Origin of the sequence: Bacillus sp. FSL R7-0672, assembly GCF_038601465.1 — a bacterium.
GTDB classification, from domain to species: domain Bacteria; phylum Bacillota; class Bacilli; order Bacillales; family Bacillaceae; genus Bacillus; species Bacillus pumilus.
This window is the reverse complement of record NZ_CP152010.1, coordinates 2857388-2879558: the sequence shown is the minus strand read 5'-3', so window position 1 is coordinate 2879558 and position 22171 is coordinate 2857388. Positions and strand designations below refer to the sequence as shown.

Here is a 22171-nt window from a genome sequence, read left to right as displayed (position 1 = left end):
TGGTGCTGTCCCATGAGGAGGTGGAGCGTTTGAGTCTTCTTTGGGTTTTTTATGAGGAGGATTATCAAACCGTCCGTTTAGACGAGCAGTTCAATCGAGAAGCTGTGATTGGACCTGAAATAGAGCATACGGTGACAATCCCTTCACTTTCGTTTGATGAAGGGGTCATCCGTTTAACTCCCGATGAACCGAATGATGGCTTTTCCATTTATCAGGGTGAAAAGAAGAAAGGCACATTGCTTCCACATGAACCATATAAGCTTAATACACTGACACTTATTTTAATGGAAGCACATCATGATCAACACATTTATTACCTAGGAAATAGAGTCGAGCTGTCTTTTTCACGTGAGAACAAAGATGAGATCGATGTGTGGAAAGAACAAGCGCATTCTATGTTTCAAGATGCGAGACAGTTTACTTTGGAGAAAATCGAAGGAACTTGGTACGTCATGCCTCAGGACGAAACGATTTATGTGAACGGGAAAAAAATTCACGGTCCAGAGACAATTGATGCTGGAGATGAGCTGTTCTGGAACTTTCTGACGGTGACATTGAAAGATGATGATTTATTGCAGGTGACTGCATATGAACCATTTCAAACACGTTTGGAAAAAACAAGAGCACCAAGCACAGAAACAAAACAAAAATATCCTTTATATAGACGAACACCACGTTTAATTTATGATCTGCCAGATGACCGGGTTTCCTTTAGCTTTCCTTTGCAGGAGAGCGAAAATAACAGCAGAGGGCTTTGGCTTGTTGTCCTCCCGCCGCTTGTGATGCTTCTTGTGATGGGAATTGTCGCTCTTGTCCAGCCGCGCGGAATCTTTATTGTCGTGTCGATGGCGATGTTTATCATGACATTAATCACATCGTCTGTTCAATACTTTAAAGAGAAATCACAACGCAAAAGACGGGAAGAGAAACGGCAGCGAGTCTATTCTCTTTACTTAGAAAATAAACGAAAAGAGCTGCAAGAGCTTTACGACCGCCAGCAATATATTTTGACGTATCATTATCCGTCATTTGAACAAATGAAGTATTTAACGTCAGAAATTAGCGGCCGAATTTGGGAAAAAACACTTGTGAGTGATGATTTCTTGCAGCTGCGTCTTGGGACGGGCGCAGTTCCGTCAAGCTATGAACTATCGATGAGCGGCGGTGATATGGCCAATCGTGATATCGATGACTTAATGGAACAAACGCAGCACATGCAACAGTTCTATCGTGAAGTGAAGGATGTACCTATCACATTCGGTCTTGCCGATGGCCCAACTGGATTGATTGGAAAGCCAGCCATTGTAAAAAAGGAGCTTCATCAGCTTGTCGGACAGCTTGCTTTCTCGCATAGCTATCATGATTTAAGATTTGTGTTTATTTTTCATGAGCAAGAGTATGAGAATTGGGAATGGATGAAATGGCTTCCGCATTTCCAGCTGCCTCATACATACGGCAAAGGGTTTATTTACAACGAACAAACACGTGATCAGCTGTTGTCCTCCATTTATGAAATTTTACGTGAGCGTGATCTAGAAGAAGAAAAAGAGAAGAAGATCTTTACGCCTCACTTTGTGTTTATCGTGACAAATCATGAGCTCATTGCGGAACATGTGATTTTAGAATATTTAGAAGGCAGCCGAACTGACCTTGGCATCTCCATAATTTTTGCTGCTGAAACAAAGGAAAGCTTAGCTGAAAATATCTCGACGCTTGTCCGTTATATTAACGAGGAAGAAGGAGATATTCTCATTCAGCACAAGAAAGCCGTCCGAATTCCATTTCAGCTTGATACACATGAGCGCAGGGACAATGAGCTATTTGCCAGAACGCTGAGAACATTAGATCATCAAGTTGGCATGACCAATTCGATTCCTGAAACGGTCTCCTTCCTTGATCTTTTTCATGCCAAACAGGTAGACGAGATTGGCATTCGTGAAAAGTGGCTCACATCAGAAACGGCCAAATCACTCTCTGTGCCAATCGGTTATAAAGGAAAAAATGACATTGTGGATCTGAACCTGCACGAAAAAGCACACGGCCCGCACGGCCTGTTGGCGGGAACAACAGGATCAGGGAAAAGTGAATTTTTACAGACGTATATTTTATCGCTCGCTGTACACTTTCACCCGCATGAAGTCGCATTCCTATTGATTGACTATAAAGGAGGCGGAATGGCGCAACCGTTCCGGAATATTCCTCATTTACTTGGCACGATCACCAATATTGAAGGCAGTAAGAACTTTAGTGAAAGGGCGCTTGCTTCAATTAAAAGTGAATTGAAGAAAAGACAACGCTTGTTTGATCAATATCATGTGAATCACATCAATGATTATACGAAGCTCTATAAGGAGAAAAAGGCTGAACAGGCAATGCCTCATTTATTCTTAATCTCTGATGAGTTCGCTGAATTAAAAAGTGAAGAGCCGGACTTTATTAGAGAGCTTGTCAGTGCTGCACGTATCGGCCGAAGCCTCGGGGTCCATCTCATTTTAGCTACACAAAAGCCAGGCGGAGTCATTGATGATCAGATTTGGAGTAACTCCCGCTTTAAGGTCGCACTAAAAGTACAAGATGCGTCAGACAGTAAGGAAATATTGAAAAATAGTGATGCGGCGTCTATTACCGTTACAGGCCGCGGCTACTTACAAGTAGGAAACAATGAAATCTATGAATTGTTCCAATCAGCTTGGAGCGGTGCGCCTTATATGGAAGATGGCTACGGATCAGAAGATGATATTGCCATTGTGACAGATACGGGACTTATTCCGTTATCTGGGGTAAGTACAGAGCCGGCTGTGAAAAAGGAGACAGTGTCGGAGATTTCTGCTGTTGTGGATGAAATTGAACGTATGCAGCAGAAGCTTGGGATTGAGAAGCTCCCAAGTCCTTGGCTTCCACCGCTCGAAGAACGGATTCCAAAATCACGTTATGCGTCAAGTGAAGAGCATGTCTTCCATTTTGCGCTTGTCGATGAGCCAGATCAGCAAAGCCAGCATCCACTTTCTTATCACATGATGGAGGATGGAAACATTGGCATCTTTGGTTCCTCCGGCTACGGAAAATCACTTGCTGCCACAACACTGCTCATGAGCTTTGCGGAGAGATATTCACCGGAAGAATGGCATGCGTACATTTATGACTTCGGAAACGGAACATTGCTTCCGTTAGCCAAACTGCCGCACACGGCGGATTATTTCTTAATGGATCAAATGAGAAAGATTCAAAAGTCGATGACGCGTCTGCGGGAAGAAGTTGAATACCGCAAGCGGTTATTCAGGCAGCAAGAAATGAGTCATATCAAAATGTACAACGCCTTAAATGAGAAAAAGCTCCCATTCATTTTCATCGTGATCGACAACTTTGACATTGTCAAAGACGAAATGCATGAACTTGAATCTGAATTTATCCAGCTGAGCCGTGATGGTCAATCATTAGGAATTTACTTCTTGATTACAGCGACTCGGGTAAATGCAGTCCGCCAATCTCTTATGAACAACTTGAAAACAAAGGTCGTCCATTACTTAATGGATCAAGGAGAGGCGTACTCGATTATTGGCAGACCGAAATTTAGCTTAGAGCCGATTCCGGGGCGAGTCATTATCAACAAAGAAGAGCTTTACTTTGCACAAATGTTCCTACCAGTTGAAGGAGAGAACGATCTCGAGCTGTTTGAGCATTTGAAACAAGAGATTCAGCTTCTTCATGATCGCTTTGAATCAGCTGAAAAACCAAAACCTGTACCAATGCTTCCTGATAAACTAACCATTTGGGAGCTAGAGAATCGCTTAGAAGAACAAAAACAGCCTTATGACATTCCAGTTGGACTAGATGAGGAATCTGTTGCACCTGTTTACTTTGACTTGAAGAAGAATAAACACTGCCTCATCATCGGTCAAACGCAGCGAGGGAAAACAAATGTGACAAAACTGATGCTTGATCAGCTTTTAGCAGCAAAACCTGAGAAGCTGGCCGTCTTTGATTCGATTGATCGGGGTCTCTCTCATTATGCAAAAGAAGAGAACATTGATTACCTTGAAACAAAAGATGATATCACCGAATGGGCAGAGGAAATAGACCGTTTATTCAAGGTGCGGGAAGAGATGTACGTCGAAGCTGTGCGCCGGGGAGAGACTGATCAGTTGTCGTTCCCTCAAATTGTGCTTGTGGTTGATGGGATCACGCGTTTTCAGCAGACAATCGACCCGCGTCTTCAAGATCAATTGGCTGATTTCATGAAATCATATGCGCACCTAGGCTTTAGCCTGATCGCATCAGGAAATCATACCGAATTCAGTAAAGGCTATGATGCACTCACAAACGAAATCAAACAAGTTCGTCATGCCATGTTACTCATGAAAAAATCAGAGCAAAACATCATACCGCTTCCTTATGCAAGACAAGAACCAGATATTCAGCCAGGCTTCGGGTATTTGGTTGAGAACGGGAAAGAGAAGAAAATTCAGGTTCCTTTATGTGCGGTAGAAAGGAAGAGTGTTCAATGACAGAGCAGCAAAAAAGCTCCATCAAAATCGTATCGACGATGATATTGATTCTTGTTCTGCCGGTTTTATTTTTCCACCTCATTGGAGATGACCCGGCAAAACAGAAAAAGAATGCCACACGTAATATTGCTGTGGTCAATGAGGATATGGGAGCGAGCGAAAGTGAAAACACTGCTCGTTTCGGACAAGATGTCGTCGCCGCATTATCAGAGCGTCCAGATTATACATGGACCGTAGTGAACCGCAGTGCGGCGGAAAATGGACTGAAAAGCAGAAAGTATGACGCTGTCCTCTATATCCCGTCTGATTTCTCTAAAAATGTGCTGAGCTATGATAAAGACCATCCTGAAAAGGCATCCATTCAATTTTCCATTCAAGATCAGCTCAATTCAGTCAATAAAGAGAAAGTGCAAAGAGAGCTGGAAAATGCGCAAAAGAAAATGAATGAACAGATGTCGACGTTATACTGGAGTTTTGTATCACAGGAAATCGGCAATGTCAGAGAAGAGTTTGAGCATATTGTCGGCAAAGAAGTCGAATTCCAAAACACGATGTATAACTTCTATAAGCCAAACTCAAACAAACTATCAGACGCGGTTCAGCAGCAGAAGAAACAAATAGAAGAATTAAAAAATGCGATGACCGACTCGCAGAAACAGTATAAAGACGGTCTGACTACAACAGAAGAAGCAAAGAACCAGTTAAAGGACTTTGTGAAAGTAGTCGATCAGTACCAGCAGTATCAAGACAAACAAAAGGACCTCTTGATCAAAGCGCAATCGACAAACCAAAAACAAATCCAGCAGGGGCTCAAACAGCTCGCTGATATCCAAAACCAAAATGCCCGCAGCTTTAGTGATCAAATGGGCGGACTCAAAACAGACATCAACGGGGTACAAAGTCAGCTGAACACAACGGACAGCGCCATCCAATCTGTTCAAAAGTCAAGAGAAGAAGCCATTCCTAAGCAATCAACAGGATTAACGGAACTTGTGATAGCGTCTCAGAAGGAACTAATTAAAAACTATGAAGATCGTTACTTAGAAGACTATCGAAATAAGATATCAGTCTTGCAGACAAAGCTATTGGCAAAAAGGCAAGAGTTGATGGACGAGCCTGACCCGCCAGTTGATTCTGAAGATGACGGGCTATCAGATCAAGATAATGAAAACCCAGAAGAGATTGGGATTAACCTAGATGAAGAAACAAATGAGCTCTCGCAAATTTCAATAGAAATGAACGACCTCGCGGATCAATTAGGAGAACAGGAGACACCGCCTTCGGCTGGAGATGGGGAAGAAGGTGAAAGTGGTGAAAATCCTGCTCAGCCAGATAGCGGCAGCAAGAATTCATCGCAGGATGACCTAAAAGCACTCTCAACTCGCTTAGATGAAGTGAAAAAGAAAATTCAAGAAAAAGCGGCTGCTCATAATGACGAATTGAAAGACAAAGTGAGTCAAATGAGTAAAGAGCTTGAGAGTCTGACGAAAAAAGTAGATAAACTTGAAAAGATGATTCTATGGTTACAAGATCGATATAACGTCATTCCGAATGAAATCAAAAATCAAGAATCATCCATTGTAAGCAAAGTAAAAGAGCTGAAGCGCAGTAACTCACCGATTAGTCATGCCTTTAGCGATCATCTTTTTGAGAAAAAGTTCGAAACAAAATCAACAAGAACTAAAAAATTAATGGAGTATTCCAATCAACTCTCTCAGCTAGAGCTGATGATCGCAAATGTCTATCAACCATCTAATAACTCTTCTTTATATGACGCAAAAGAAGAGAATATCCAGTCCATCCTCTCCATCAAAAAAGAGGAAACAGACAACTGGGATACGCTCAAAAAACAAATGCTGACGTCAAACGATGATGTGGCTACTTTTATTGATGAGATGCAGAAGTTTTCAGATGGCTATGCAGAATACATTTCGACTCAGCAGGCAAGCATGGAACAGGAATTAAACACAATTTCTGAAAGTGCGGACAATGTTGCGGAGCAAATGGCTGATCAAGGAGATGCAGTGTATACGGCAGACCTTGCAGGCAGTTCTATTGTTGTCAGTGCGCAGGATTCAATTGGTCAGGAAGTGCTTCGACTTTCTGAAAATATGAGTTCGTTAACCGATCGCCAAAAAGGGGTGGCGGATTATACGAATAACATTGAAGAGAGTGTCACAACGGTCCAAGAAAAAGCGGATACGCTGAATGAAAACTGGAGCAAGAATGTTCATTCCACGAAACTTGTTCAGCAAGATTTGAAAGGTATTTTAGGAAACACATTAAGCGATCAAGGTAACAGCAACTATGTGTATAATCACTTAGCCAATCCGCTGAAAATCAGTGGTGATGTACCAGAAGAAAAAACGCAGACTGTACCGCCAGTGGTCATTTTGGTCATTGTGATGATCAGTAGTTTGTTAATTGGCTTTTTCAGCTCGTATTATGCGGCAGCTCCGATGCTGGTTAAAGGTGCACTGTTTGGCATCTTAAATCTATTAGTCGGACTCATGATCAGCTTGTTCGGACTGAACATTTACAAGCTTGCAGATGATCAAGCGATTCAATGGTCCATTTTCACGATTTTACTATTAGTGACTTGTTCCGCCTTTATTCGCACGGCGTTCCATTTCGGCTCTATTGCCGGATGGATGGCAGCAACGGCGCTTATTTTCTTCTTTGTCGCACCATTAATTGATTTGGTGATGCCGAATTTCCATTTCACAAATCCAGTGACAGACGTGTACCTGTCCATCCAATATGGAGATGGAGATCACTTTGGAATGGGTGTTATAGGATTAGTGATTTTAACTGTCCTCTTCATGGCCATCCCGCTTGTGACAAAGCTATGGAAAGATAAAACGGAGGAACGTGATGTGACTCATGAGGCTTAATCTGTTCGTGAAAGGGATGGCACTTGGTGTCATGTCCCTTTTTCTCCTCATTCCTGCTGCTTTCGCTGCTGGTGAAGATACGGATACAAATGTCAGGCCGAATGAATATCAAGAAAAAGAACTCAATATTAACTCAAGTATATTGAGGGATCAAACGAAATACGAACAAAGCAAAAAGACATCAACAGTTAAAACAGACATTCATTTTGCTGAACCGCCTAAAACTCCGGGAGGGTCTCTTTCTCCGCAGCTTTTCAGTGATCTAAAAGAGAACCCGCCCAAAACATCAGCACACATGATGGAAGAGATGAATATCTCTTTTCGTGATGCCGCTGTATCGGCACCTTCTGGCGATGATCACAAGAAGCAGTCATCCGCACTGCTTCCGATCATCTTTGGTTTCTTAATCGTCTTTGGCATCGTTGTGATGTTTATTCTAATTCCAAAGGTGAATGTGAAGGCTGAGAAGAAATAGCCTGTCTCTTTAAAAAGAGGCAGGTTTTTCTTTATGCAGATTGCTTGAAGTCGTACCGTTTCACTACGTAAAATAAGGTTATCAAGGGAGGAGATTGTCATTCGAATTTCAATCGTTACAGGCGGATCAAAAGGATTTGGCCTAGCACTTGTGAACCGGCTGCTCTCACGCGGAGATCATGTGTACACGGCAGCAAGAAGTGCATCACCGATTTCTCATCCGAAGCTTACACATACACAGGTCGACCTGACAGATGAGAAAGCAGCAGCCAAATGGCTTCAAGATTGTCTCACGCCGCAAACACTGGCAGCAGCTGATGACATCTTATTCGTTAATAATGCAGGCATGGTGACACCAATCAAGCGTGTGGGGCAAGGCGGACAGGATATGCTTCATCAGCATTATACGCTGAATCTTGTGATTCCTGTTTTGCTGAGCCATGTGTTTGTTAAGCAGACTCAATCATTTAATGGAAAGAAATCGATTGTTCACCTTTCTTCTGGAGCGGCGAAAAATGCTTATAAAGGCTGGAGTGCGTATTGCAGCTCAAAGGCAGGACTTGATATGTTTATGAGGACTTTGCATGAGGAACAGCAGGACGAGGCGTATCCAATCAACACGTTTTCATTTTCCCCAGGCACGATTGATACAGATATGCAGGGAGAGATTCGGAAATCATCAAAACAGGACTTCGAACAAATTGAACGTTTTCAGCAATTATATGAAACAGGTACTTTGAAGAGTCCAGATGAAGTCGCAAGTATTTTGCTCGATCTTTTAGCGGATGATCCAGCTGGCGGCTGCGTATACGATGCACGTGACTATGGAAAAAAGCAGTCATAACGACTGTAGCAGCGTGAAGACAAACCCTCGCATTCGGTGTCAGCCCTGCGTGCCGGTGCTCACGAATATCAAATTCGCTCCGCGCCAGTACTCGTCCTTCCTAGACTGCAAGGGTTTTCATATCACGCTGTAAAGAAGAAAAAAGCAGTCATAACGACTGCTTTTTTCCGTATTGTACAAGCAAAACCGGTTAATTTGACATAAGCTAATCTTGAGACTCATAGAAAATATAACAGAACATTTGAGTTTCTTTTCAGAATATGTTAGGATGCTAAAAATATAGATAAGGAGGGGTTTCCATGAGAAAGGTTACATTAATGGATGTTTACACCCATCCAGTTGCTCAAAAGTATTTAAATCGTTCAGGAAAAGCCCATGCGATTGCTTGTGCTTATCACGCATTCAAGCTGGCGATGAAGGCTGGGATTAACCCAGATCTGGCTGTGAAAGCAGCGCTCTTACATGACATTGGCCATTATGAATGGTATACAGCCGGCGGAGAGTGGGATTACGAGACATATAGACGAAATGATATTCATGCCATTAAAGGTGCAGAGCGGGCACATAAACTGCTCATACGGCTCGGGGAGGAACCAAAAGCAGCCAAAGATATTGCACTTGCGATTCTGCTTCATACAGATTCCTATTTGCCAGAGGGCGACCTTCATAAGGACACACTTCAACAAATTGTGAAGAAAGCAGATGAAATGGATGAAGAGCCTGGCGGACACCACCATTACAGACAAATAGACGAATCACTCGCAATGAAAAAAATTGCCGATTTGGATCAGAAAGTGCAGCAGGCACTTCAGCCCATGAAACGCTCTGTTTAATATGGAATGTCTCCATGAATCGTTCCGTGCTGATCGACATACAATGTTCGAATAACGGTACGGTTAAACGCAGATGTCCCTGACGTAGTGAGTCCAGTGTATTGCACCGTGACGGAATAAGCACCTTCTTTTTTCAATTGAATAGCTGATGAGGTACTTGTTTTCAGTGGATGATCCTTTTGTGCGTCTTTAAAGTAATTGGTTTCCACTGATTTGCTTAACCGCTTAATCAGACCGCTTGAATGGGTCGATGCGCCCCCTGATTTCGATGCAGCTTCTTTAATTTCTTCATTTAATGGTGAATCAAAGGATACAAGCAGCAGATAAGGAGCCTTTTTTCCTGAATTCGATTGAATCGTCCATTTTCCAGGAACGGGTTTATTGATTTTTACATGGTGTGAATATGCGCCTTTATAAGGGAAAGATGTTTCCGATGTCTTAAGGTTTGTTAAGACATCGCCATTTGGGGCAATGATTTCGGGCTGCGTCTCCTGCCTTTCATTTAACCACTGGATCGATAAGCCATTCGTTCCTTCCTCTACATAGAACGCTTCTGTTTTATCCTTTTCACTTTCTCCACCTTTCACATAAACATCTGTATTGAGCTCGGCAGAAACGGGCTCTTGTTCCTCTTTATGTTTATTTTCAGCGCTCGCGGCATTTGCCAGCAGCTGATGCTGGAACACAGGAAACATACTTGTGCCGTTTTTGATTGAATGGTGATCCCATTTTCCCGTTAAAATATTGTTTGCATACGATAGTCTTGTGCTGTTTACCGTGACAGCACCATCATTTGCACCAAAGCTCTTTAAATACATGCCGCCTAAATATAGCACACCGCCAAATGTTCCCCATTCCGAGCCAGAGTAGGTGACATATTTATTGGGAAACGCCTCAAGCTGGTCGGTTTCACTTCGAAAAGCCGCCATCAGACCGGTTTGCAAAGAATAAAGCGCGTCGCTTTTTTGTCCAAGAATTTCCGCAAGCCAGCTTCCGCCCTTGCTATACGCTAGATCCGCAAGCGGTGTCCCGTTATGAGGAGAGCCGAGAGTAATGACTTTTTCCACATAGGGATGGGCTTTGAAATACACCAGGGCGGACTGTGTATCGACCCCTCCTTTACTATGACCAATCACAATGAGTTTTCTACCAAACGCATCATAGATTTCTTTGAGCTTTTCTGCTAATAGTTTGCCGTTCTTTTTCATGTCCTGATCTGGATACAAATCTATGAATGCGCTTTCGTATCCGTTCAGAACAGCCTGCTTTGCCATATCGTTTCGATCGGACCAAGTGGAGGAGGAGCTGTTAATGCCATGAACAAAAACAAGTGGTGGTTTTGATCCGTCTTTTTGAACGGGCTCTTCTCCTTTAAACCACTTCCCTGGCGTCCCAGGTGGATCTCCAATTGTGCCTGCATACGCATAACTTGCAGAGGATAGAAAGAGCATGACAAAAACAATATAGATGAGTTTTTTCAAGACAATTCACCTCTTCAAATGATTTAAATGGTTGGCAGCACCAATCTATTATACTTCTAAAAAATGTAAAAACGTACCTGTTGTTAAAATATGGTATTGGTGTTGTGAGATTGCTCTGAGTGACATTCACATGGGTTCATGCATACGCTGTGGGTAAATACACAAGTAAAGGGGCGAGTAGTATGGCACAACAAGGAAGTCCACAGCTTGTTTCATTAGTTGATCCATATGTTTATCAAACATTGCAGAAAGTGGTCGGTATGAGATTAATTGTGCAAACAGTGAAAGATACGGTCCGTGGGAAATTGAAGGAAGTCATGCCGGATCATATTGTCATAGAAGCGGGGGCGAAATCAGTTTTTTATGTGCGGATCCAGCAAATCGTGTCGGTGATGCCTGATCACAGTGAAAGAGTGTAACAAGCAGACGCATAGGTGTCTGCTTTTTTTCATGCTTATAGAATGTATATCTAGAAAAAGTGCATGATATACCAATTGTTCTTTTTTTTTCAAAAAATGAGGTTCTAAAAACAAGAAGCAGTTGACAGAAGGTGGGTTGAATAGTAGTTTTTTAATAAGATCAATATGTAACAGGAGGAGCATCTTTGTTAAAATCTAAAGTTCATTTTTGGACATTCCAAATATTACTTGTTTTACTCATTGTGTATGTATCAACAAAGGTTTCGTTTTTATTTCAGCCGATTATTTTATTTGCGTCAACACTGTTTGTCCCTATCTTGCTGGCAGGTATTCTCTTTTTCATTTTTAATCCAATTGTGCGATTCTTGTCCAAGAAGATTCCTAGGTCACTCGCCATCCTGATTATTTATCTCCTGTTCATCGGACTCATCACATTCATCGTCAATGCTGCCGGACCTGTCATTGTCACGCAGTTAGGCGGACTTGTCAAAAGCTTCCCTGGATATGTGACGGACATGCAGAAATTTATCAATGACTTTTCGCATTCTAAAACATTTACTTGGATGATGAGCCAAGATTATGTGTCTGTCTCAAAGTTTGAACAGACGGTCGTTTCGACATTAAAGGCATTACCGGAAAACATTGCTTCAAGCATGTCTGCAGTGTTTGGCGTGATTGCGAATATTGCCTTAGCCGTCATCACAGTTCCATTTATTTTATTTTATATGCTGAAAGACGGGCATAAGTTTCCGGACAAGCTCGTTCAGTTCTTACCAATGCCTTACCGCAAGGAAGGGCTCAAGATCTTCAAAGAATTAAACGACACGCTCGCAGCCTACATACAGGGGCAGATTATTGTCTGTTTGTTTGTCGGAGTCGCTTGTTTTATTGGATATTTATTAATTGGTGTGAAATATGCGCTTATTCTCGGTATTATCATTGCGGTCACAAATGTGATTCCATACCTTGGACCATATCTTGGAGCGGCACCAGCTGTGCTGATTGCCTTTCTTGATTCGCCTGGAAAAGCAGTGGTGACAGTGATTGTGATTCTTGTCGTGCAGCAAATTGACGGAAATGTCATTTCTCCATTGATCATTGGGAAACGCCTGAACACACATCCTTTGACCATTATCTTGTTATTAATTGGGGCAGGAAGCTTTGGTGGCATACTTGGCATGATCTTTGCGGTTCCTGTCTATGCACTGCTCAAAGCCATCACCCTGAATATTGTCAGATTGGTTCAGCTGCGTCAGCGGTCTCGTAAAGAACAGCATTTAAACGTCTAAGTCAGGGCAAATGCACAACTTTTCCCTTTCTGCATAAGATGATTGACATAAGCAGATAGGGGGAGATTCTGATGCCTGCCATCGTTGGACCTATTCATATCGAGTCATTAGGAGGAAATGGTGCAGCTACTTTCGGTGATGTACTGGCCATTGCTCCTTTAGCTGTAGACCACTCGACTGGCGGGGCTGGAGCCTTTAATTCAGGTGATTATATGTCTCTTACAAGTGATCCAAATGCGACGATGCTTTGGGACTTCACATTGTTTGACCAGCCTCAATCATTTAATGCATAGAAAGACAGCTGGTGATGACGTATCAGCTGTCTTTTTTATTTGTGATACACGTATTGTTGAGCTGGGCATATGATGTAGATAGAAAAGGTGGTGGAGCAATGCCAGCGATTGTTGGACCTATTCATATAGATCGTGTGTACGGAAATGGGGCGGCACATTTCGGTGATGTTTTTGCCATTTCACCAAAAAGTGTTGATCACTCCGCCGGTGGTTCAGGTACCTATAATGCAGGGGACCTCGTCCAATTTTTTAACAGTCCAAACGTCACATTTGTTTGGGATTCAAATCTTATTAGTCAGCAAAAAAGCTTCAATGCGTAGCCAGCTTTGAAAGGGAATTCCTTTTCAGAAGCTGTCTTTTTTTATGGTACAATGGATATGGATGTAAGAAGAAAAAAGAGGTGTGAACAGAGTCAAATGAAAATTAGAAAAGCACACATCACAAGCCGACAACCAAAGACCTACAATGTATATTTACATGAAAATAAAAAAGAATATAAAACGCTTGTTGCCGTACCTGATATTGAATGGAGTATCTCCATTGCGTACGAGGACGAAAAAGAGCAGCTGATCCATACGCTCGAGCAATCCTTAATGGAAAGAGCAGAAACAGACGAAGCCCGTGAACTTGCACTAAAGATTGTGCACTGGGTCACAGAAATGTAAATTTTAAAACCAGGAGTGAAAACAGCGATGAAAGAAGAATCCGTAGACTTTTATTTGCAGCAAGGGATATTTGGACATGCTGAAACAAAACCCGATGAACGAAGAATGTTTCTCGGTTCATTAAGAGAACGAGCGCTTCTTGCCCTGACAAAGGGACAGGTATCACGAAATAAACCGTATCAAGAGGTCGAACAAATATTAAAGGTCAACCGTCAGGCCACTGTTCTTTTAAATGGTGAGTTGTCCTATGCTTCTTATTCTCAATATGTGAAAATGGCTAATGCCGCTGGATGTTCCTTTAAAGTGGTGAATCATCATGAGGCACATTCACCTTTTGGTCTTGTGATAGAGCTGCCGAATGCGGTCAATCAAGAGCACATCTATATAGAAGATGAGCTGTTTCAAAAGGCTTTTGCTCACGAATCTGTTGAATAGGTTTCCCTAGTGAAATGAATAAGCTATAATGAGTCAAAAGAGCATATGGGAGAGATGCGGATGGGCAAAGCATTGATTTGTATTGATTATACCGTTGATTTTGTTGCAGACGATGGAAAATTGACATGCGGAAAGCCTGGACAGGCGATTGAGCCTAAGATCACAGAGATCACTTCTTCTTTTATTGATGAAGGGCACTTTGTCGTCTTTGCAGTCGATCATCATGAGGAGCAAGACCCTTATCATCCAGAGACAAAGTTATTTCCGCCCCATAATATTCGCGGGACAAAGGGAATTGAACTTTATGGCAAACTAAGTTCACTATTTCACACGTCAAAGCATTTAAAACATGTCTACTATATGGAAAAAACAAGATACTCTGCTTTTGCAGGCACTCAATTAGAAATGAAACTGCGCGAGCGTGGCATCACTGAACTTCATTTAGCCGGCGTATGTACCGATATTTGTGTACTTCATACAGCTGTTGATGCGTACAATAAAGGCTTTGAACTTGTGATTCACGAGAATGCTGTAGCGAGTTTTAATGAAGCGGGGCACGAGTGGGCACTTTCTCACTTTGAGCAGTCGCTTGGTGCGAAAGTGGTTAAGTAAGGGAAGGAGAATGGAAGTTGGAGCATCGGTTTATTGACGACAGTTTATCACTACATACAGACCTTTATCAAATTAACATGGCAGAAACGTATTGGAGAGACGGCATTCATGAGAAGAAGGCAGTGTTTGAACTCTTCTTCAGAAAGCTTCCATTTGACAATGGCTTCGCTGTATTTGCTGGTTTAGAGAAAGCGATTGAATATTTATCGGACTTCTCCTTCACCGAAAGTGATCTAGCGTATTTAAAAGACGAACTCGGTTATAAAAGCGATTTCATTGATTATTTAAGCGGGTTGTCCTTTACAGGCTCCCTTCATTCAATGCGGGAAGGCGAAATTGTCTTTGCAAATGAACCGATTATGCGCATCGAGGCAACGCTAGTAGAAGCGCAGCTAATCGAAACCGCCTTGCTGAATATTGTGAACTTCCAGACGCTGATTGCAACAAAGGCAGCTCGGATTAAAGGAATCATTGAAGACGAGACAGCACTAGAATTTGGAACAAGACGTGCACATGAAATGGATGCAGCAATGTGGGGAGCAAGGGCGGCACTCATCGGCGGTTTTCAGGCGACAAGTAATGTTCGTGCTGGGAAACGCTTCAACATCCCAGTGTCAGGAACACATGCTCACGCACTTGTACAAGCATACCGTGATGAATATACGGCATTTAAAAAATACGCTGAAACCCATACAGACTGTGTCTTTTTAGTCGATACGTATGATACCGTGAGATCCGGTATTCCGAATGCCATTAAGGTAGCGAAAGAATTCGGAGACAAGATCAACTTTATTGGTGTCAGACTTGATAGTGGTGACCTTGCCTACTTGTCTAAAAAAGCTAGAACGATGCTGGATGAAGCTGGATTCCATGACGCAAAAATCATTGCATCAAGTGATCTCGATGAACATACCATCATGAATTTAAAAGCACAGGGTGCCAAAATTGATGTGTGGGGTGTTGGAACAAAACTGATCACAGCATTTGATCAGCCAGCTCTCGGTGCAGTGTATAAGCTTGTGTCGATTGAAGAGAATGGTAAGATGAATGATACCATTAAAATTTCGTCCAACCCAGAGAAAGTGACAACACCAGGACGTAAACGTGTGTACCGCATTATCAACCAATTGAATCATCACTCAGAGGGTGACTACATTGCGCTCGAAGAGGAAGATGTTCATAGTGAGGATAAGCTGAAAATGTTCCACCCTGTGCATACATTTATCAGCAAATTTGTCACAAACTTTGTGGCGAAGGATCTACATGTCCCGATTTTCGAACAAGGAAAACTTGTATATGACAATCCGGATATTCAAACGATTCAAGCCTATGTGCAGGATAGCCTCGGACTTTTCTGGGAGGAATATAAACGAATCAGCAAACCAGAAGAATATCCAGTCGATTTGAGTCAAAAATGCTGGGATAACAAGATGCAGTTTATCCATGACGTGAAAAATAAAATTAAACTAGAGCTTTATGAAAGCTAATGTTGGAAGAAAAGGAGATCATCCAGTCAGGTGATCTCTTTTTTTATTTTTTCACCGATTCAAATTGAACCATAAGCGCAATCATTTGGTATACTGAAAGCACATCTTGTTTGTCATTGCATAAAGGAGGATTGGAGCAGTTGAGGGTGTTTGTTGCGAGACAGCCTATTTTTAACAGAAAAGAACAAGTCGTATCATACGAGCTACTTTATAGAGATAGTGAAACCAATACATATAGCGCTGAAGATGGTGACAAAGCGACAACGGACCTCATTATTAACAGTTTTTTAAATATCGGCATCGAAACATTGACAGAAGGCAAAAGATGCTACATTAATTTCACCGAAAGCTTACTTTCGTCTGATCTGCTCACCTATTTTGATCCGCATCAGCTTGTGATCGAGATATTAGAAAATGTCCCGATTACCCCGGCTCTTATTATGAGATGTAAGGAGTTAAAAAAATGGGGATATACGATTGCACTTGATGATTTTTTTCTAAGCGGATCACATTTCAGTGACAAGTTGCTTGACGAACTCCTCTATTGCATTGATATTTTAAAAATTGACTTTCTCAAGACCACTTCGGAAGAACGTAGAAAAATTCTACATACCTATAAAAAATATCGACTTCGTTTCCTTGCAGAAAAGGTGGAAACGCGAAGAGAATATGAAGAAGCGCTAGAAGCCGGCTTCCATTTGTTTCAAGGGTATTTCTTTAGTGAGCCGCATGTTATATCAGGACGAGCATTATCGACCAGCTTCCATGCGTACCACCAGCTATTAAATGAGCTGAGCAAGGAACAGCCGAATATCCAGGTCGTGACACATTTTATTGAAAGTGACCTTTCGCTATCATACCAATTATTAAAAATGCTCAATTCAGGCGGCATGAGACGTCTTTATCAAATCAAAAGTATCCGGCAGGCGATTATTCTGCTTGGTTTTAATGAAATTAGGCGCTGGATCTTTATTCTTTCATTTAAAGAATTGAATGTTCAAGCCAACTCAAGCCAAAAAGAAATTATTAAAATGTCCTTCATTCGGGCGAAAACGTGTGAACTGATTGCGAGTCGTACCGAACGAGAGCACCCAGCCTCTTATATGCTGACAGGCATGTTTTCTCTCATTGATACACTTGTCAGGGCAGATATCACAGAACTTGTGAAAGAGCTACCGCTTTCTGATGAAGTGGGCGAGGCACTGCTTGGCTATGAAAATGATTATTCATTTGTACTCGGTGTAGCCAAACGGATTGAACGAAATGAATGGGATGATGAGATGTTAGATGGGAATCTCCCGAAGCAAGAAGCCTACGGATGTTATATAGAAGCCATTGAATGGTGTCATAAAATGTTTGAATCTTAAAAGCCGCCCACGTCAGAGCGGCTTTTTTTGTTATGCCCACTGCAAAAGGAGAAAAAGTCTGCTAGAGGGTAGAGACAAGTAGATACGAATGCCTTCTGGACTAAAGCGGATGTCAATACCACTTTTCACACCGATTTGTTTCAGCATTCTGATGACACTTGTCGAATCAGAGCGCTCAGCAGCCTCCATGATCCGCTGTGCAAACGAAAGCGAGCTGGAAATCTGCTGTGTAATAAGTGAAGCATCAGCAACAAGTCGGGCTGATTCCTTTGCGGCTCGTTGAAACGAGTGGGCATCTACTGGAGGAAAAGTCATAGGCGTGCGCGGATATGCACGGCTCATTGCGGGACCCTGCAAAGCAGGATAAGGAACATAGTAAAACACATCGTCACCTCTTCTCTCATTGACGTGAAATTGGACGGATATCTGTTCTAAATGTATGTAGAAAATCAGAATAAAGAATCAAAATGATCTTTCTATCTTTATAAATCCAACATAAAAATAGGTACTTTTGCGGTCAATTTCGGTGAATGTCGCCAAAAAATTGCGGTGTCCACAATGGGGTCTGTCGTCTGACCTATAACACGCAAAACCGAGGTTACAGAAGGGATCGTATGTTCTATTGTGAGAGAAGTGTGACGAATGATGCTTATTCTTGTCGCAAAAATGACGCAGTTCCTTTGAAATTAAGATAAAAGTATGATTTGAAAAGTCAGAAAATGATGAAAAAAGACCTATTGAATTTTGCGGTATCACGCACACATTTTGTGCATACTTTTCGGTGAAAAAATACTCAATTACATTTACACTGTTAGTAATAGATCAAATACTTATGACCCAATCACCATACACAAATACATTGATCTTCCAAAAAAGGAGAGTGGAATCGATGGAAAAGTATGAAATCGAAGAACTTAAACAATTATTATGGAAACTTGAAAACGAAATTAGAGAAACAACGGCTTCTCTTCATAACATTAACAAAAGCATTGATCAATACGACAAATATGAATATGTGAAAATTTCTTAAAGACTTGATAATCATCAAGTCTTTTTTTTATCCAAATACATACAAAAAAAGGATATATTATTATATAATTGTTAAATAGTGATGTCAGTGGACATTTGCTCATGTCTTTTTAGTAAAATAAAAGGCGGAAGGGTGAGGGACAAGACCGAGTATGCTAAACTATCTAGAGAATACAAAAATCAAGCAGAATATGTCTGATTTTATTCAACATGCAGTCAGGCAGAAAGATTTACAACAACTGCTTCTAGAATTTACAGATATAAAGAATGAATTTCCCTTTGGGCAATTGGCTTACAAGCATTATGAGGCATTTGGCGGACAAGACAAGCAAGCGATTACACAATTGGCAGCAGGGATTGAACTTCTCATCTTATCAGCCGATATATTAGATGATATCGAAGATCAGGATAAAGATTCGTATCCTTGGATGAAATGTCAGAGCGGAATTGCGATTAATGCGGCGAATGTTCTTTTTACATTGAGTTTTGAAGTCTTTTCAAAGCTTGAGCATGCAACGGAAATTTTACACAGTGTATATACTTATTCTATTCAATCAATGCAAGGACAGCATATGGATATGACACTGGAGCCAGAGAATGAGCAGGATTGTTTAAATATCATGAAGTCAAAAGCAGGATCACTGTTTGTGTTACCCTGTGTGTTAGGGGTTATCTTGGCAACAGGTTCTTTTGAAAAGAATGTAGAAGAATATGCGTATTATCTTGGAATGGCGGAGCAGCTTGAAAATGACTATTTAGGTCTTTTTAATAAAGAGAATATTGATTTTAAAAGAATGCAAACATTACCGCTAGTTTACTTGAAAAATGAGTTTAATCCATCTAGTTCAGACTTGCTAAGGTATTTTCAATCAAAGGATAAGAGTGCCGGCTCTGAAGAATTAAAGGATAAATTAAAAAAATCTGGTGCTCAACAATATGTATTTATTATGAGAAACCTTCTCAGAAATAAGTTTAAAGAAACATTCAAGAAACTACATTTAGAGGCTTCAAAAAAGAAAAAACTGATACTTTTTTTAATTGGAGATGGAGAAGATGAAAATTCAGGAATTGGTTAGTTATTTAGTGGAGAATCCTTCAACATTAAATCAAATCGTTAATGGGAACGCATCACTGCTTCACGTTGATCAAGAAACTGCAAGTATTATTGTTGACGGATTCCAGAAAGAAGACGTTATTAAAGCAATCATATGGTCAACTGCTTGAGTAGATAAATATTATGAGAAAGTTTTACTCTAAGTTAACAGTTATATTAGTTATCCTTAGCTTCATCTATGTGATTTATATCTCTTATATCAACGTATTTAATATTTTTGTTGGAGCAGCTGTTAAGGAAAATAGTCACGGTCAACTTGAGGTAGTGGATGTCGATAATTTTACAGATAGCTATCTAGCTGGAGTTAGAAAAGGCGATATCATACTTGAAGTGAATGGGAATAAAAAACCAGTTGAAGAAGTTAAAAGAGGTTTTTTAGCTAATGTTAAAAGTTTAGTCGTTGATAGACATGGTGATAAAATTGATTTAGAGAATGTAAGGTTATTGAGTCAAGCGAATCTGTTTATTTATCTAATACCAGTCATTCTTTATTCCATCTGTCTATTTTGTATATTTATGATTTTAAAAATGAATAAAGCAAACCAAAAAGAGTCAGCTTATATTTTAGCTTTATTTCTTTTGGCGGTGTCTATAGGTTATGTAAGTTCTGGTGGTTCTGGAAAAGGAGAGGCTATCAGTCGTATTCTTGTAATCGTTACAATGAATATTGTACCTCCACTATATATGCACTTTATGTATCAATATTTAAAAGAATTAGGAACAGAAATTATTCGTCGTCGAGTTCTTTTTTATTTGTATTTAGTTCCAGTTACTAACGTTTTATTAGTTTTATTCTATAAAAATAAAGCTGGACCAGTAGATCTATTAGCATATGTCAATTTACTTTCATTTTTTGTTCTGGCTTTCCTTTCGATTATTATCACTATAAGGGCTGCTAAAAAATTGAAAGACAATGAAGTCAGCAATGTACTTCGAGCATTTGCACTCATTTTAATCTCAGCATTCAGTCCATTCATGCTATTTTTTATCATTCCTTATTTTTTTGGTATATATTTTATTTCACCATATGTTGTAGCATCGTTTGTTCTTTTAATTCCTTTTTTCTTAGTCTATCAATTTATGTCAAATAAGCTGTATAATGTTGATTTCTTTATGGGGAGGATTAAATACTACGGTTTTTTAGCGATTACACCAACAATACTAGTGGTTGTTCTTTTTGATTTTATTCAAAAGCCGAATGCAAATTTCTATACAGTGAAATTTACGATCATCACGTACATTCTTATGCTCACCGTTTTCTACTTTAAAGAAATCATCGATTTCCGCTTTCGTTTGAAGCGTTTTTCAGAGAAGCATAATTATCAGGATAGTGTATTTAAATTTACACAGCTTATTCGTGAGGCGTCATCACTTCATCAAGTATTGTATCATTTAAAATACACCATCTTAGAAGTACTTGTTGTGAACAAAGCCTTTGTGCTTGAAGTGAAGGCAGATGGACAAATTGTTGAAATTGATGAATCAATAGAAGAAAGCCAGCTATGGAAAGATTATGTGGATCAATTTCAAGATATTTTAGGTGAAGTCGGAAAAATCATTGCGCTTGATAAAGGGTTCATGATGAAAATTGGTGAGCGGGGCGGTCACTCTTTTGTGATTTGCTGTTTATCTAATTTACGTACACCTAAATTGACGCGGGATGAGATTTCTTGGTTGAAAACATTGGCATTTTACACAAGTGTCAGTTTAGAAAATGTCGTCAAGATTGAAGAATTGATGGAGCATCTTGAAGATTTGAAGCAGCGTGAAGCGAACCCCGCTTGGCTGAAAAAAGTCATGTTTGCGATGGAGGAAAAACAGCGCTCCGATTTAGCGAGGGATCTTCATGATTCCGTGCTGCAGGATTTGATATCGCTGAAAAGACAGTCAGAGATGTTTTTAACGAATTTCCAAAACGATCAATGCCCAACGTCTATTGAACAATCGCTTATCTCATGGAATGAACAAATGTCTAAGGTGATTCAAACGACGAGAGAAACGTGTCATGAACTTCGGCCGCAGCTGCTGTACGATTTAGGTTTAGTGAAGGCGATATCGAAGCTGACTTCTCAAATTCAGGAGGAAGCACCATTTCATATTCGGCTGAATACGACACGCTTTGATAAGGAGCTGGACATTGATATTGACTCCCAGCTCAATATTTACCGAATTGTTCAGGAGCTGTTATCCAATGCCTTGAAACATTCTCAAGCCAGCCAAGTGCTCGTAATGCTGATTTGTATTAAAGATCAGGTTGTTCTTCACTACGAGGATGATGGAGTTGGGTTTGACGCAAGACATCTTGATCAGCACACCATGAGCATGGGCCTTTCTGGCATCAGAGAACGAGTCAAGGCGTTAAATGGGAAGCTTCACATTCACACAGCACCTGAAAAAGGGCTGAAGGTGAAAATTGAAATGGAATTGTAA

Annotated in this window: 20 protein-coding genes; 18 read left to right on the top strand and 2 right to left on the bottom strand. The window is 40.8% G+C overall.

The genetic code is table 11. The features are described from left to right. Positions 1-29 precede the first annotated feature (29 nt). The 5 genes from essC to MKY18_RS14675 all read left to right on the top strand — a co-directional run bounded on the left by essC (position 30) and on the right by MKY18_RS14675 (position 9550). Complete coding sequence (gene essC / locus MKY18_RS14695; protein WP_268454915.1) at positions 30-4505, top strand: type VII secretion protein EssC; 4476 nt, start codon at positions 30-32, stop codon at positions 4503-4505. Then, positions 4502-7399 carry a type VII secretion protein EsaA gene (esaA, locus tag MKY18_RS14690; RefSeq protein ID WP_342497555.1) on the top strand — a complete coding sequence of 966 codons (2898 nt, stop codon included), beginning with the start codon at positions 4502-4504 and terminating at the stop codon, positions 7397-7399. The genes essC and esaA overlap by 4 nt, the downstream gene beginning before the upstream one ends. Continuing rightward, on the top strand, positions 7389-7874 hold the full coding sequence (gene essA / locus MKY18_RS14685) for a type VII secretion protein EssA (RefSeq protein ID WP_065099078.1): 486 nt from the start codon (positions 7389-7391) through the stop codon (positions 7872-7874). Before esaA ends, essA begins: the two co-directional genes overlap by 11 nt. Before the next feature lie 99 nt (positions 7875-7973). Further along, positions 7974-8717, top strand: coding sequence for a (S)-benzoin forming benzil reductase (locus MKY18_RS14680; protein WP_065099077.1), 744 nt, complete (start codon positions 7974-7976; stop codon positions 8715-8717). Between the two features lie 299 nt (positions 8718-9016). Beyond that, positions 9017-9550: an HD domain-containing protein gene (locus MKY18_RS14675; RefSeq protein WP_003212819.1), complete on the top strand. Its 534-nt coding sequence runs from the start codon at positions 9017-9019 to the stop codon at positions 9548-9550. Here MKY18_RS14675 and MKY18_RS14670 read toward each other — a convergent pair. Next, the gene (locus MKY18_RS14670) at positions 9547-11031 is read right to left on the bottom strand and encodes an alpha/beta hydrolase (RefSeq protein WP_268454910.1); all 1485 of its coding nucleotides are present in this window, start codon (positions 11029-11031) and stop codon (positions 9547-9549) included. The genes MKY18_RS14675 and MKY18_RS14670 overlap by 4 nt on opposite strands. 182 nt (positions 11032-11213) lie before the next feature. Between MKY18_RS14670 and MKY18_RS14665 the strand changes: the two genes are divergently transcribed. The 9 genes from MKY18_RS14665 (at position 11214) to MKY18_RS14625 (ending at position 17598) form a co-directional block, all read left to right on the top strand. Continuing rightward, positions 11214-11450, top strand: coding sequence for a YuzF family protein (locus MKY18_RS14665; protein WP_003213721.1), 237 nt, complete (start codon positions 11214-11216; stop codon positions 11448-11450). Between the two features lie 185 nt (positions 11451-11635). Beyond that, a complete protein-coding gene (locus MKY18_RS14660; protein WP_003213254.1) occupies positions 11636-12739 on the top strand; it encodes an AI-2E family transporter in 1104 nt (367 codons plus the stop codon). 71 nt (positions 12740-12810) lie between these two features. Beyond that, positions 12811-13032 carry a spore germination protein gene (locus tag MKY18_RS14655; protein WP_065099075.1) on the top strand — a complete coding sequence of 74 codons (222 nt, stop codon included), beginning with the start codon at positions 12811-12813 and terminating at the stop codon, positions 13030-13032. 98 nt (positions 13033-13130) lie between these two features. Then, entirely contained in the window at positions 13131-13352 is a 222-nt protein-coding gene (locus MKY18_RS14650; protein WP_050944046.1) for a spore germination protein, read from the top strand. Positions 13353-13448: 96 nt separating this feature from the next. Continuing rightward, entirely contained in the window at positions 13449-13697 is a 249-nt protein-coding gene (locus tag MKY18_RS14645; RefSeq protein WP_034660684.1) for a YueH family protein, read from the top strand. 27 nt (positions 13698-13724) lie between these two features. Then, on the top strand, positions 13725-14132 hold the full coding sequence (locus MKY18_RS14640) for a YueI family protein (protein ID WP_044140823.1): 408 nt from the start codon (positions 13725-13727) through the stop codon (positions 14130-14132). 60 nt (positions 14133-14192) lie between these two features. Beyond that, a complete protein-coding gene (locus MKY18_RS14635; RefSeq protein ID WP_012011112.1) occupies positions 14193-14744 on the top strand; it encodes an isochorismatase family cysteine hydrolase in 552 nt (183 codons plus the stop codon). A 17-nt stretch (positions 14745-14761) separates the two neighbouring features. Next, positions 14762-16231, top strand: coding sequence for a nicotinate phosphoribosyltransferase (locus MKY18_RS14630; protein ID WP_003212630.1), 1470 nt, complete (start codon positions 14762-14764; stop codon positions 16229-16231). Between the two features lie 140 nt (positions 16232-16371). Beyond that, positions 16372-17598: an HDOD domain-containing protein gene (locus MKY18_RS14625; RefSeq protein WP_106032245.1), complete on the top strand. Its 1227-nt coding sequence runs from the start codon at positions 16372-16374 to the stop codon at positions 17596-17598. 30 nt (positions 17599-17628) lie between these two features. On the opposite strand, the gene MKY18_RS14620 is transcribed toward MKY18_RS14625, so the two are convergent. Next, positions 17629-17982 (bottom strand): inner spore coat protein, encoded by a 354-nt coding sequence (locus MKY18_RS14620; RefSeq protein ID WP_185106862.1) that lies wholly within the window; start codon positions 17980-17982, stop codon positions 17629-17631. Positions 17983-18487: 505 nt separating this feature from the next. On the opposite strand from MKY18_RS14620, the gene degQ reads away from it, so the two are divergent. The 4 genes from degQ to MKY18_RS14600 all read left to right on the top strand — a co-directional run bounded on the left by degQ (position 18488) and on the right by MKY18_RS14600 (position 22171). Continuing rightward, the gene (degQ, locus tag MKY18_RS14615) at positions 18488-18628 is read left to right on the top strand and encodes a degradation enzyme regulation protein DegQ (RefSeq protein ID WP_003213123.1); all 141 of its coding nucleotides are present in this window, start codon (positions 18488-18490) and stop codon (positions 18626-18628) included. A 151-nt stretch (positions 18629-18779) separates the two neighbouring features. After that, positions 18780-19703 (top strand): polyprenyl synthetase family protein, encoded by a 924-nt coding sequence (locus MKY18_RS14610; protein ID WP_106029260.1) that lies wholly within the window; start codon positions 18780-18782, stop codon positions 19701-19703. Further along, positions 19681-19851 (top strand): competence pheromone ComX, encoded by a 171-nt coding sequence (gene comX / locus MKY18_RS14605; protein ID WP_012011107.1) that lies wholly within the window; start codon positions 19681-19683, stop codon positions 19849-19851. Before MKY18_RS14610 ends, comX begins: the two co-directional genes overlap by 23 nt. A gap of 13 nt (positions 19852-19864) precedes the next feature. Further along, positions 19865-22171 (top strand): ATP-binding protein, encoded by a 2307-nt coding sequence (locus MKY18_RS14600; protein ID WP_044140820.1) that lies wholly within the window; start codon positions 19865-19867, stop codon positions 22169-22171.

What these genes read in the sequence shown, in the direction of transcription:
- esaA (WP_342497555.1), top strand. Translation starts at nt 4,502, where the DNA reads ATGACAGAGCAGCAAAAAAGCTCCATCAAAATCGTATCGACGATGATA.
- essA (WP_065099078.1), top strand. Translation starts at nt 7,389, where the DNA reads ATGAGGCTTAATCTGTTCGTGAAAGGGATGGCACTTGGTGTCATGTCC.
- MKY18_RS14675 (WP_003212819.1), top strand. Translation starts at nt 9,017, where the DNA reads ATGAGAAAGGTTACATTAATGGATGTTTACACCCATCCAGTTGCTCAA.
- MKY18_RS14665 (WP_003213721.1), top strand. Translation starts at nt 11,214, where the DNA reads ATGGCACAACAAGGAAGTCCACAGCTTGTTTCATTAGTTGATCCATAT.
- MKY18_RS14655 (WP_065099075.1), top strand. Translation starts at nt 12,811, where the DNA reads ATGCCTGCCATCGTTGGACCTATTCATATCGAGTCATTAGGAGGAAAT.
- MKY18_RS14650 (WP_050944046.1), top strand. Translation starts at nt 13,131, where the DNA reads ATGCCAGCGATTGTTGGACCTATTCATATAGATCGTGTGTACGGAAAT.
- MKY18_RS14645 (WP_034660684.1), top strand. Translation starts at nt 13,449, where the DNA reads ATGAAAATTAGAAAAGCACACATCACAAGCCGACAACCAAAGACCTAC.
- MKY18_RS14640 (WP_044140823.1), top strand. Translation starts at nt 13,725, where the DNA reads ATGAAAGAAGAATCCGTAGACTTTTATTTGCAGCAAGGGATATTTGGA.
- MKY18_RS14635 (WP_012011112.1), top strand. Translation starts at nt 14,193, where the DNA reads ATGGGCAAAGCATTGATTTGTATTGATTATACCGTTGATTTTGTTGCA.
- degQ (WP_003213123.1), top strand. Translation starts at nt 18,488, where the DNA reads ATGGAAAAGTATGAAATCGAAGAACTTAAACAATTATTATGGAAACTT.
- MKY18_RS14610 (WP_106029260.1), top strand. Translation starts at nt 18,780, where the DNA reads ATGCTAAACTATCTAGAGAATACAAAAATCAAGCAGAATATGTCTGAT.
- comX (WP_012011107.1), top strand. Translation starts at nt 19,681, where the DNA reads ATGAAAATTCAGGAATTGGTTAGTTATTTAGTGGAGAATCCTTCAACA.
- MKY18_RS14600 (WP_044140820.1), top strand. Translation starts at nt 19,865, where the DNA reads ATGAGAAAGTTTTACTCTAAGTTAACAGTTATATTAGTTATCCTTAGC.